7 protein-coding genes are annotated in these 12,613 nt (G+C 53.4%); 4 read left to right on the top strand and 3 right to left on the bottom strand.

What is annotated here, in order from left to right; genetic code table 11:
• Positions 1-54: 54 nt before the first annotated feature.
• The 3 genes from SH668x_RS16390 to SH668x_RS16380 form a co-directional block, all read right to left on the bottom strand.
• Positions 55-1,575, bottom strand: a complete 1,521-nt coding sequence (locus SH668x_RS16390; protein WP_437186139.1) for a glutamate synthase subunit beta — start codon at positions 1,573-1,575, stop codon at positions 55-57.
• Positions 1,576-1,735: 160 nt separating this feature from the next.
• Positions 1,736-6,349: a glutamate synthase large subunit gene (gene gltB, locus SH668x_RS16385; RefSeq protein WP_437186138.1), complete on the bottom strand. Its 4,614-nt coding sequence runs from the start codon at positions 6,347-6,349 to the stop codon at positions 1,736-1,738.
• Between the two features lie 204 nt (positions 6,350-6,553).
• Positions 6,554-7,486 (bottom strand): LysR family transcriptional regulator, encoded by a 933-nt coding sequence (locus SH668x_RS16380; protein ID WP_437186137.1) that lies wholly within the window; start codon positions 7,484-7,486, stop codon positions 6,554-6,556.
• A 455-nt stretch (positions 7,487-7,941) separates the two neighbouring features.
• Between SH668x_RS16380 and gatB the strand changes: the two genes are divergently transcribed.
• From gatB to tpx, 4 genes are all read left to right on the top strand, one after another.
• The gene (gatB, locus tag SH668x_RS16375) at positions 7,942-9,438 is read left to right on the top strand and encodes an Asp-tRNA(Asn)/Glu-tRNA(Gln) amidotransferase subunit GatB (RefSeq protein ID WP_437186136.1); all 1,497 of its coding nucleotides are present in this window, start codon (positions 7,942-7,944) and stop codon (positions 9,436-9,438) included.
• 215 nt (positions 9,439-9,653) lie between these two features.
• Complete coding sequence (gene trpE / locus SH668x_RS16370; RefSeq protein WP_437186135.1) at positions 9,654-11,141, top strand: anthranilate synthase component I; 1,488 nt, start codon at positions 9,654-9,656, stop codon at positions 11,139-11,141.
• A gap of 142 nt (positions 11,142-11,283) precedes the next feature.
• The gene (locus SH668x_RS16365) at positions 11,284-11,868 is read left to right on the top strand and encodes a Uma2 family endonuclease (protein WP_437186134.1); all 585 of its coding nucleotides are present in this window, start codon (positions 11,284-11,286) and stop codon (positions 11,866-11,868) included.
• Between the two features lie 213 nt (positions 11,869-12,081).
• On the top strand, positions 12,082-12,585 hold the full coding sequence (tpx, locus tag SH668x_RS16360; protein WP_437186133.1) for a thiol peroxidase: 504 nt from the start codon (positions 12,082-12,084) through the stop codon (positions 12,583-12,585).
• Positions 12,586-12,613 lie beyond the last annotated feature (28 nt).

Raw genomic sequence — 12,613 nt, 5'->3', positions numbered from 1 at the left:
GGTACACCGCTGGGCATACCTCTCTCAGGCAATTCATTTAGCCGTCCACAGCGCTTATGGCAGGGTGGTCGATCCCATCAGGTAACGATCACATTCACGTGCTGCTTCGCGTCCTTCGTTGATTGCCCAGACGATGAGCGACTGACCGCGACGGCAATCGCCAGCAGCGAACAACCCTGGAATGTTGGTGGCATACTTGCCGTAGGTCGCTTTGAAGTTGCTGCGAGGATCAACTTCAATTCCCAGTTGCTCTGCGACGAGTTGCTCAGGTCCCTTGAACCCCAGTGCAAGGAAGCAAAGCTGAGCGGGCCATTCCTGTTCGCTACCTGGTACTGTGCTGAACGGGGCCCCACCTGGAACCGGCTTTGACCAGTCGAGTTTGACTGTCTTCAGCGCTCGCAGGTTACCCTCTTCATCCCCGAGGAATTCCACGGTCTGAATGCTGTACTCACGTGGATCGTTCGTCAATGACTTACGAGGATCCTGTGAGTAATCGAAGACCGCAGCTGCTTCCGCATGACCATAATCAGTCCGGTGAATCTTCGGCCATTGTGGCCAAGGATTGTTCGTTGCACGCTCCTTTGGAGACTGTGGAACCACTTCAAAGTTGACGAGCGACTTGCAACCGTGACGAAGGCTCGTGCCCAGGCAGTCGTTCCCGGTATCTCCACCACCAATGACCGCAACATCTTTACCTTCAGCAGAGATATAGTTGCCATCGGCGTGCTTGGAGTCGAGTAGACTTTTGGTATTCGCATGCAGGAATTCCATCGCGAAATGGATTCCCTTGAGATGACGTCCCGGAGTCTTCGCGAAAAAGTCGTTCGGAACTGTTGATCCGACACAGAGAACCACTGCGTCGAATTCAGACACCAACTGGTCTGCCTTGATGTCCTTTCCGATCGTGGTGTTGGTCTTGAAGGTGACCCCTTCTTCGCGAAGCAGGTTGACTCGGCGATCCACAATCCACTTCTCGAGCTTCATGTTCGGGATACCGTACATCAACAGGCCGCCGATGCGGTCGTTCCGCTCGAAGACGGTCACTTCATGGCCGACGCTGTTGAGCTGAGCAGCGGCAGCAAGTCCGGATGGACCTGAGCCGACAACCGCGACCTTCTTGCCGGTGCGGTTTTGTGGTTTCCGTGGAACGATCCAGTTCTCTGCCCAACCTCGATCGACGATATTCTTCTCGATCGTCTTGATCGCAACCGGCGGGGAGTTGATCCCGACTGTGCAAGACCCTTCACAAGGAGCTGGGCAGACGCGTCCCGTGAACTCCGGAAAGTTGTTGGTCTTGTGCAGACGATCGAGAGCTTCCTGCCAATCGTCGTGATAGACGAGGTCGTTGAATTCAGGAATGAGGTTGTGAACGGGACAACCGGCGGCCATTCCGCCGAGAATATCCCCTGTATGGCAGAACGGAATTCCGCAGTCCATACAACGTGCGCCCTGAGATTGAAGAACCTTGAGTTCAACCTTCTCCGCGAACTCGTTCCAGTTCTTCAAACGCTCTTTTGGAGCGATTTCTCGAGCTGTTTGCCGTTCGTAATCAAGAAATCCTGTTGGCTTACCCATGACGTTTACTTACTTAACTATGAAGCTGTTTCGCGTTGTCGCACCGGCTTCGGGATGATTTCGATTTGTGAAGAGCGATGAAAGTCAGAAATTCACTGCGTTTGAAGAGAGCCGGTTCCCGTTTCATTTCTGAAACGGGAACACGGAACTGACTTCGACACTAGGCATGAACCGGTGATTCTTCCCCGGCCGCCTCGGCAGCTGCTTCCGCTTTGCGCTCAGCCAGAGCCCGCTTGTAATCCCGAGGCATGACCTTCACGAATTTCGGAAGCGACTTGTCCCAGTTCTCCAGAATCTCAGTTGCTGTTGAAGATCCAGTGTATTTCTGGTGCTTCGTGAGCATGGATCGAAGGAGTTCGACGTCTTCCAACTCTTCGACCGACTCAAATTCAACCAACTCCAGGTTGGTGTTCAATCGCAACTCATCAATGTCGTTCGTGAGTACGAATGCGTATCCACCGGACATACCAGCTGCGAAGTTACGACCGGTTGGTCCAAGAACAACGACACAACCGCCGGTCATGTATTCGAGTCCGTGGTCTCCAACACCTTCGACAACTGCCTTGGCACCCGAGTTCCGAACGCAGAACCGTTCCGCTGCAATTCCGCGGAAGTAAGCTTCGCCGCTCGTTGCACCGTAAAGTGCCACGTTTCCGATGATGATGTTGTTACTCGCTGTAAAGGAACTCTCTTCAGGCGGAGCAACGATAATCTTCGCTCCCGAAAGTCCTTTTCCAACGTAGTCGTTCGCGTCTCCGATCACTTCGATCGTCAACCCTTTCACACCGAAGGCACCCAGCGACTGTCCAGCCGATCCGCGAACGCGAAGTCGAATGGTGTCTTCTGGAAGTCCTTCTGGTCCCCACTTCTTGGAGATTTCGTGACTCAGAGTCGTTCCGAAGGAACGATCGATGTTCTGAATATTGACGTCGAGCAGCTTGGGTTGTGCTGTATCGATTGCCTCACGGCATGATGGAATCAGCAGTTGCTGGTCGAGTGTCTCTTCCAGTCCATGATTCTGCGTCTGGGTGCAGTATCGACCGGCATTTGGGTATGGGCTGGTCGCGAGCTTGAGGACCGGTGAGAGGTCCAGGTGCTTCGCCTTCCAGTGATCGACATCGGAATTCCATTCGAGCATGTCTGCACGACCGACCATCTCGTTGATGCTACGGAAGCCGAGGCTCGCCATCACTTCCCGGAGGTCTTCAGCCACCATGAACAGGTAGTTGACGACGTGCTCAGGTTGCCCAGTAAAGCGCTTTCGCAGCTCTGGATCCTGTGTTGCCACACCGACTGGGCAAGTGTTGAGGTGACACTTACGCATCATGATGCAGCCGAGGGTGATCAGAGGAGCGGTTGCAAAACCGAACTCTTCTGCACCGAGCATACAGGCAATCGCGACGTCGCGTCCCGTTCGAAGCTGCCCGTCTGTTTCCAAGCGAACTCGGCTTCGCAGGTCGTTCATGACAAGCGTCTGGTGGGCTTCTGCGATCCCCAATTCCCAAGGGAGTCCTGCGTGCTTGATGGAAGTCAGAGGAGATGCCCCTGTTCCTCCACCGTCACCGGAAACCAGAATCTTGTCTGCATGCCCCTTCGACACCCCTGCAGCCACAGTTCCGACACCGACTTCGGAAACCAGTTTCACGCTGACGCGGGCACTTGGATTCGAATTCTTCAGGTCGTAGATGAGCTGAGAGAGGTCTTCGATGGAGTAGATGTCGTGGTGCGGAGGAGGACTGATCAGTCCCACGCCCGGGGTCGCGTGCCGCGTGGCTGCGATCGTCTTGTCGACCTTGTGACCGGGGAGTTCTCCCCCTTCACCGGGCTTCGCTCCCTGAGCCATCTTGATCTGAATTTCATCAGCGTTGGTCAGGTACCACGATGTCACACCGAAACGTCCCGAGGCAACCTGCTTGATGGCAGATCGCTTGGTGTCGCCGTTGGCCAGAGGATTGAAGCGTTCGTAATCTTCTCCTCCTTCGCCGGTATTGCTCTTGCCGCCCAATCGGTTCATCGCGATCGCAATGGTTTCATGAGCTTCCGCAGAGATCGAGCCGTAGCTCATTGCACCGCTGCAGAATCGCTTGACGATTTCCTTGGCTGGTTCCACTTCGTCGATCGAAATGGGAGTTCCTGCCTTGAAACGCATGAGACCACGGAGCGTTCCCTGACGATGGCTACTCTCATTCACGAGAGTTGCAAATCGCTTGTAAGCGCCCTTGTCACCGGCACGTGCAGCCTGCTGGATTTCAGCGATGGTGAACGGATTCCAGCCGTGCTTTTCTCCACCGTGACGCCAGTGAACGAGTCCCATGTTGGCCAGAACCGGAAGTCCGGTCGACTCGGTGCGACTTGGGTAACCCATCTCATGACGACGCAGCGTTTCTTCAGCAAGGATCTCGAATCCGATCCCGCGAATACGGCTGGCTGTCCCACGGAAACAGAGTTCGACCACCTCAGGAGACAGTCCCAATGCTTCGAAAATCTGTGCTCCCTTGTAGGATTGCAAGGTGGAAATGCCCATCTTGCCCATGACCTTGAGCATCCCCTTGCTGATCCCTTCACGGTAGGTCATCACGATCTTCTCTTCGGTGTAATCACCATTGAGATGGCCGTGGTTACGAGCATCGCGAAGAGTGTCGAAAGCAAGGTATGGGTTAATCGCATCTGCACCGTAGCCGGTCAGCAGGCAGAAGTGGTGAACTTCGCGTGCTTCCGCGGATTCGAGGATCAGGCCGATTCGTGTTCGCAGTTCCTGACGAACAAGATGATGGTGAACAGCACCGCATGCGAGCAGGGAGCTGATCCCCACCCGATCTGGTCCGGTTGCACGGTCACTTAGAATGACGAGTGAATACCCTTCGGCGATCGCATCCTGAGCTTCCTGACAGACTCGCTGAATTGCTGGGAGTAATCCTGCAGTCCCCTCAGACTTGGGCCAAGTCGCGTCGATCGTCTTGGTTTTCCAACCGTGGCCGCCATTCAGGTTCTTGAGTGCAGCCAATTCTTCATCAGTCAGAATTGGATGAGGAACTCTAAGTCGATGGCACTGCTTCTCAGCGGTGTCAAACAGGTTCCCCTCTGGTCCGATGTAACATTCCAGAGACATGATGACTTCTTCGCGAATCGAATCGATTGGCGGATTGGTCACTTGTGCGAACAGCTGTTTGAAGTAGTCGTACAGCGGACGTGGCTGATCTGAGAGGCATGCCAGCGACGCATCGTCTCCCATCGAATAAATGGGATCTTTCTTCGCATTGACCAGCGGCAATAGCATGAACTGCATGGTTTCGGTGGTGTAGCCGAAAGCCTGCTTCATCTTGAGGAGGTCAGAATCGCGGATGGGGGAGATCTGCCCCCCATTTGCCTGCCATTCTTTACGGAGGTCACGCAGTTCCAAACGCTGATTCTTGAGCCATTCACCGTAAGGACGGCGGCTTGCGACAGCGTGCTTGAGTTCTTCATCTGGGATCAGGCGCCCCTGTTCGAAGTCAACAAGGAACATCTTTCCTGGCTGCAAACGTCCCTTGAGCTTGACGTTTTCCGGTGGCACTTCCAGCACACCGACTTCGCTCGCCATGATGACCTGATCGTCATGGGTCACGTAGAAACGGCTTGGACGCAACCCGTTACGATCCAGACACGCTCCGATGAAGCGGCCATCTGTGAACGAAACGCTCGCAGGCCCGTCCCATGGCTCCATCAATGCGGAATGGTACTCATAAAATGCCCGTTTTTCCTCGGGCATTGCATGGTGATTCTGCCATGCTTCAGGAATCATCATCATGGCGACATCTGGAAGATCGCGTCCGCCGTGATAGAGGAGTTCCATCACGTTGTCGAAGTTTCCAGAATCGCTTCCGTGTGCTTCCACGACCGGGAACAAGGTTTCGAGATCTTCCCCGAACAGTTCGGACTGGAGAGCCCCTTGTCGGGCGAACATCCAGTTACTGTTTCCTTTCACGGTATTGATTTCACCGTTGTGAGCGATGCAGCGCAACGGCTGAGCACGATCCCATGATGGGAAGGTGTTGGTGCTGAAGCGGCTGTGCACCATCGCCAAATGCGATTCGTAGTCTTCGTCCTGAAGGTCTGGGTAGTAAGGAAGCACCTGAGCAGGTGTGAACATTCCTTTGTACACGATAATTCGAGTGGAAAGCGTGCAGATGTAGAACTGCAGAGCCAGTGCGTGCTTGCCAGTTCGGATCGCGTGGCTGGAGGTTTTTCGGACGACGAAGAGTTTCCGCTCGAATGTCTGCTGGTCAATTCCTTCGGGAGCCCCGATCAGAATCAGTTGCATGTCCGGCTCAACGGACAGTGCACTCGGTCCGATGTTGGCAGCAACCGGATCTTGAGGAACGTTACGCCATCCGAGCAGTTTGAGCCCTTGCTTTGCGACGTGCTCTGCAACGATCTTCTTGAATTCTTCCTGGACAGTTTTGTCCTTGGGGAAGTAAACAATTCCCGCCCCGTACTGGCCAGCTTCCGGGAGGTCAATTCCCAGTTCTGCCTTGACGACACGTCGCAGAAACTTATGAGGCAGCGCGGTCAGAATTCCCGCACCGTCACCGGTGTTTTCTTCGCATCCGCAAGCACCACGGTGGTGCATCTGACGGTTGATACGATCGGCGTCGAGAATCGTCTGGTGAGATGGATGACCTTTAATATTCGCAACGAAACCAACTCCACACGCATCGTGCTCGTTCTCACTTGAGTACAATCCGTTGTCTTCGGGGAATCCTGAAGGTTGCAACTTGATTAGCGATTGGTCCATATCAGACTCGACTTCTTCGAAACAATAAGCTGGCTCGGCGTTACTGGACCGGGTGCCATCAGTATCTGGTTGTTACTGGTTGTCATACAGAATTACGGAAACAGAACGATCCCGTTCATCTGATCCAGGTTCTTCATTTTTCTCCGGAATGAGCGAAATTCTCAGAGAGAAATGTCAGGCAAAAAATGAATCACGTTTAAACGATCAGGGGGTGGCCCCTGCTGCTATCGCTTGACTTGCAACGAAAGCGGAGTCGCCCGGATCGTCATTCAGGAGTTCAACGAATTTCTCCGCCGCTCTTGAAAGGTGCTTGTGCCGTTTATGCACAATCCCAAGAGGTCGCACAAAACTGACATCTGACAAATGAATGGCTGCCAGAGTGCCAATTTCCAATTCGCGTCGCATCGTCGTTAAAGGAATGAGCGCCACTCCAAGATCGATTTCGACCGCACGCTTGATGTTCTCAATGTTGTCAAATTGGTGGGTGACATTCACCGCGATTCCAGCGGATTTAAATAGTTTCTCGGTTCTTCGTCGTATTGTCAGGTCAGCAGTGAACGCAACGAAAGGAATCTTGTCGAGTTCTTCAAGTCGGATGGATGAGCGGGAGCTAAGCGGATTATTCTGTGCAACCGCAACAACCATCTCTTGATCTTGCCACGAAATACAGCTGATTTCACCCCCGACTCGGGGATATGAGACAATTCCCAAGTCGATTTCGTCCCGTTGGATACGGTTGTAAATCGTTTCAGGATGCTCGTAATCGAGAGAAAGTTCGATCTCCGGGTACGATTCCTTCAGACGTCGAACATATGTTGACATCTGCAAAAGTCCGACGGAGTAGATCGAAGAAACTCTGACACGACCGTGGATGCGGTCAGTGAGTTGAAGAACGGCATCTTCAATCTCCTGATAATCCTGCAACCACTGCTGACAGCGCTCGTAGTAGACCTTTCCCGCGGCGGTCAGTTCGATCGGCCGCTTGGAACGATCAACGAGCATGACTCCTAGCTTTTCTTCAAGCTGCTGAAGAGCCTGGCTGACCGCAGACTGTGAAATCTGCCTCACCTCGCCAGCTCGGGTTAAGCTGCGGTGCGTCGCAATCTCGCAAAAGATCTCTGTATTGCGGATATTCACAGGGCGGTGACTGAAATTTCGACAGAATAAGTGAAACGTAATGATAGGTCCGAAGATCGATAAGAAAAACTAGTCTAGCGACTCAGACGTCAATGTCAAGGTTTCTATCTAAAACTGGACTTGACAAAGTTGATTTGTGCGAATTGAACCACTTTTTCCTGCGTTTTTTCTAACCCCTTGCCCAAACCCAATTTTGGGAAAACACAAACGGCTGCATTACGATTGGCTGGCTATGAGAAAGCTCTGCAGCGAGACCGTCGGGATTGACTGAGAGGACACAGCCCGCCCACGCCTCGAACAAATCCAACGATCTTGATCTAACCCTCAGTCGAGACTCAACGACCGGATTTCAGAGGCACTTGCTCCCGTTCCACTAGATGATTGCGAACTCTTTCGTCACACTCTCCCTCAATTCAGGAACCTATCACTCTCCATTGCCGGGATGAGCGTTTTCAATGCGATACACAACTGTTGTTGGACTGGAAGTTCACGTTCAGCTGCAAACAAAGACAAAAATTTTCTGTGGTTGTTTGAATCGCTTCAATCCAGACGCTCCCAATACACAGACTTGTCCTGTCTGTCTGGGTCTCCCTGGTTCGCTCCCCGTGATGAATGAAGAGGCGTTTCGGCTCTCGCTCATCACAGCCATCGCCCTGAACTGTGAAATCGCCTCATTCACAAAATGGGATCGAAAGCAGTATTACTACCCCGACTTGCCGAAGGGGTATCAGATCAGCCAGTTTGATCTTCCGTTCAGCAAAAATGGCTATCTCGAAGCGACACGGCCCGATGGAACTATCAGCAAGGTTCGAATCAACCGCGCTCATCTGGAAGAAGACGCTGGCAAGAATATCCACGATGAATCCGGTCGCGGAGCGGATAGTCAGGTTGACCTGAATCGTGCAGGGACCCCACTTCTTGAGATCGTTTCAGAACCTGATATTCGATCGGCCTATGAAGCGAAATCTTACCTTGAAGAGATGTATCTCCTGCTGACATCGCTGGGAGTTTCCGACTGCAACATGCAGGAAGGAAGTCTCCGCTGCGATGCGAATGTGAACCTGCATCTCGAGGTGGACGGCAAGACGATCGCAACTCCGATCGTGGAAATCAAAAACCTCAACACCTTCCGAGGGGTCGAGGCAGCGATTGAATTTGAAGCGGAACGGCAGTTCAAAGAGTTCCAGGCAACCGGACGCAAACTGGGCGATCCCGGTGCTGAAAAAGAAACTCGCGGGTGGGACGCCAATCGAAATCTCACGTTCGCCCAGCGAGGCAAAGAAGCAGCGGCCGACTACCGGTATTTCCCAGATCCAGACTTGCTGCCGGTATTGGTAAGTCGCGAAACGGTGGAACAAATTCGATCGAGCCAGAAAGAAACGCCCGCCCGCCGTCGAAATCGCTTTAAAACCGAACTTGGACTTTCCGATTACGACGCGAACGTCATTTTGAATCAGGGGACAGCGGTTGCCGCCTACTTTGAAGAGGTCTTTGGACTGTGCGGGGACGCCAAACAGGCTGCCAACTGGGTTACTCAAGATGTGCTGCGTGAACTGAATGAACGACGCCTGACCATCGATGAATTTCCTGTCACCTCCGAGATCCTTGGAACGCTTCTCAAGCGGATCACGGACAAAGTTCTGACGGTCAAGAGCGCACGGGAAGTGTTCGCTGCACTTCTGGGCGATCCCGATGCAGACGAGTTAGCGACACCTGCTGTCGCGGACGTTGATCGCATTGTGGCAGAACGTGGCCTGGCTGTTGTGAACGATACCGGGGCTCTCGAAGCGGCGATCTCGACTGCGATCGCAGAAAACGCAAAAGCGATCGAAGACTTCAAGTCTGGAAAACAGCAGGCCCTTGGCGCCATCATTGGAAAAGTGATGAAGCAGGTCAAAGGGGCTGATCCGAAGGTGGTCCGGGAAATGGTGATTGAACGGATCCCCTCGTAGAGTCTCGTCGAGATTCCGGGAATGAAGACTCCCGGAATGCGCACGGGCAGCAATCGTTTCGGTCCACACTCCCAGATGATGCACAGATCCTGCTTGATCCTGTGTTGGCCGTGATTTGTTGGACGTTGTCAATTCGTTAAGATGCCGGTGATCCTTTGCGATCATGATGTGTCAGCATGTCGCTGCTGACGTAATGTTCAAACCGAGTGATTTTCATGCATCTCCCCAAGTTCGATGAATTTGTTGGCCTCGCTGGGCAAGCACCGCTGATCCCGGTTTACCGCATGATTTACAGCGACACGCTCACACCAGTCTCAGCATTCTGCAAAGCTGGCTGGACCAACAACCAGTTTCTGTTCGAAAGCGTCGTTGGTGGAGAGCGGATTGGGCGATACAGCTTCATGGGGGGCGATCCGTTCCTGACGATCGAAGCCTACGGCAACGAAGTTGTCACGACCATCGATTCCATTGAGACGCGCCGCACCGTTGATGACCCGCTTTCGGAACTCGACACGCTTCTCGAAACATATCGTTCCGTGAAAATCCCGGGGCTGCCGAACTTCGTCGGGGGCGCCGTCGGCTACGCAGGCTATGACGTTGTTCGTTACACCGAGAAGCTTCTAAATCCGCCAGAGGATGATCGCCATCTTCCGGATATGTCGTTCGCTCTTCACGATGCGATGATCATCTTTGATCACATCCGCAAAGTTACTTTGATTGTCGTCCACGCCCGTACTCACGAAGGAGATCCCAAGGAAGCCTACGATCATGCTTGTTCCCGAGTGGATGCGATCTGTCAGCAACTTCAAAATCGCGATTCCGGGTTGTCGATGCCGGACGTCGACTTGTTGAATCCGGAGCTGCCGAAGTTTACCTCGAATTTCACTCAGGAAGAGTTCGAAGGGATCGTCAGTTCTTCTCAGGAGTACATTCGAGCAGGAGATATCTTCCAGGTCGTCCTGAGCCAGCGTCTCGAAGTGGAGACCTCTGCGACACCGATGGACGTTTACCGCGCTTTAAGAGTGGTGAACCCCAGCCCGTTCATGTTCCTTCTTCAAACCCCGCGATCGACACTTGTCGGAAGTTCCCCGGAAATTATGGTGCGGGTCGACGACGGTTTAACCACGATTCGCCCTTTGGCAGGAACCCGAGTGCGCGGTGCCAATGAGGCGGAAGACGCTGCGTTGGCTGCTGAATTGCTCGCTGATCCGAAAGAGATCGCTGAGCATGTCATGCTCATTGACCTCGCCCGGAATGACGTTGGCCGCATTGCGGAATACGGGTCGGTTCAGCTGAGCGATCTCATGGTCGTCGAGAAGTACAGCCATGTGATGCACATCACTTCCAACGTGACCGGAAAACTGCAACCCGGCCTGACATCGTTGGCAGCACTGAGAGCAGGTCTGCCCGCGGGTACGGTCTCTGGTGCACCAAAAGTGCGGGCGATGGAAGTGATCGACCAGTTTGAGAAACACCGCCGCGGACCTTACGCTGGAGCAGTGGGGTACATCGATTTCACTGGCAACATGGACACCTGTATTGCCTTGAGAACCATCGTCATGATGAACGGCAAAGCATACGTCCAGGCGGGGGCGGGAATCGTGGCGGACAGTGTCCCAGCAAGCGAATATCAGGAGACGATGAACAAAGCTCGCGGCCAACTCAAAGCGATTGCTCTCGCAGAAACGATCATGAAGTCGTAGCAGGTTGTTTCGATCGGCAATCCGGAAAACTGGCTGACGAATGATGCCCAGTGATCGGAAATTCACGTTGCCCGGATGACGGACGTGTTGCAGCAGCCTCCCCGAGTTGAGAGCCTCAACTGAACGCCCAAGGAGAGTAAAGATGATCAATCGACGTATTATGACGGCGGAAGAGTTCATTGACTCTCGAAGCGAACTGGCAGACGGAGGCCAATGGAGCGAATTGATTCGAGGTGTCCCGGTCTCTCTGGATCCTCCAGACCCGGAATATGGGAACATCGTCCTGAACCTGTCCAAAGCCTTCTCACAGTACGTTCACACAACGCTGAACGGGTATCCCTGCTTCGATATCGGACTGAAGGTCGAATCCGATCCTGACACTGTCTTTTTCCCTTCGGTCAGCTACTTTCTCGAAGGGCCGCGGTTTGAGCAGGGTGATTTCGAAGTCGCCACGCTTGTTCCGCCGCTCGTCATCGAACTCGCAACCACAGCTGATAAACGACGAGACATCACCGAGCGAATTCACGTCTACCATCGACATGGTGTCGGAGTCGTCTGGGTGATCGATCCACACGTCAAGGCCGCATACGTCTGTCGCAAAGGTGTCATGAATCACGAACGGGTCGAAGAACATCAGCTTCTCTCCGGCGGTTCGACGCTCATGGAATTTGCAATTCCTGTGAAACACCTCTTTCTCCCTCCGGCGTGGGCGCAGGAAGACAAGTAATTGCCCACGAGTCACCAAAGAACTGTGACTCAAAAAGAGTGCTGCAGCGGGGATGGTGAATTAATTTCATGAAGCGGTTGTTGTTGTCACCCATCGAATCGACAGGAGTCTGAGTGATTTCGTTGCTCTTCTGTTCGCGTTGAGTTGCAGGAGTGGAAATTTCGAAGATACTTCCGGAATCATCACCGTCTTCAACCATCACGAGAGCAGAGCATGCCACAAGTCACACTCAAGGGAAATCCGGTTACACTCGCAGGTCCGGAATTGAAAGTTGGCGCACAAGCACCAGATTTCACATTGCAGAGCGCTGCTCTGGAAGATGTAACTCTTGCAAGCTCCGCAGGGAAAACACGAGTGATCGTGACTGTCCCTTCTCTCGACACCAGCGTCTGTGCGTTGGAAACCAAGCGATTCAACGACGAAGCAGCCAAGCTGGAAAACGCCGTTGTTCTCGTCGTGAGCACAGACCTTCCATTCGGTCAGAAGCGATGGTGCGGGTCTGAAGGGGTTGAAAATGTTCAGACCCTCAGCGATCACCGCACTGCCGAGTTTGGTAAGTCATATGGAGTTTTGATCGCCGGTGGTGGTCTCGATCGTTGCCTTGCTCGCGCTGTGTTTGTCGTCAATGCAGCCGGCACAGTGACCTATTCCGAATACGTTGCTGAAATCGCGTCTCATCCAGATTACGATGCGGTTCTTGCCGCTGCCCGCGCGTAGTCGATGTCGCAAACAACAAAGTGAGCCG

Source organism: Planctomicrobium mucosum (genome assembly GCF_051466335.1).
GTDB lineage: Bacteria > Planctomycetota > Planctomycetia > Planctomycetales > Planctomycetaceae > Planctomicrobium.
The sequence above is the reverse complement of the archived record's forward strand: the minus strand, read 5'-3'. Positions and strand labels throughout refer to the sequence as shown.

Bases quoted from the DNA above. Each gene is read 5' to 3' on its own strand.
- SH668x_RS16390 (WP_437186139.1), bottom strand. From the start codon at position 1,575: ATGGGTAAGCCAACAGGATTTCTTGATTACGAACGGCAAACAGCTCGA.
- gltB (WP_437186138.1), bottom strand. From the start codon at position 6,349: ATGGACCAATCGCTAATCAAGTTGCAACCTTCAGGATTCCCCGAAGAC.
- gatB (WP_437186136.1), top strand. From the start codon at position 7,942: ATGCGATACACAACTGTTGTTGGACTGGAAGTTCACGTTCAGCTGCAA.
- trpE (WP_437186135.1), top strand. From the start codon at position 9,654: ATGCATCTCCCCAAGTTCGATGAATTTGTTGGCCTCGCTGGGCAAGCA.
- SH668x_RS16365 (WP_437186134.1), top strand. From the start codon at position 11,284: ATGATCAATCGACGTATTATGACGGCGGAAGAGTTCATTGACTCTCGA.
- tpx (WP_437186133.1), top strand. From the start codon at position 12,082: ATGCCACAAGTCACACTCAAGGGAAATCCGGTTACACTCGCAGGTCCG.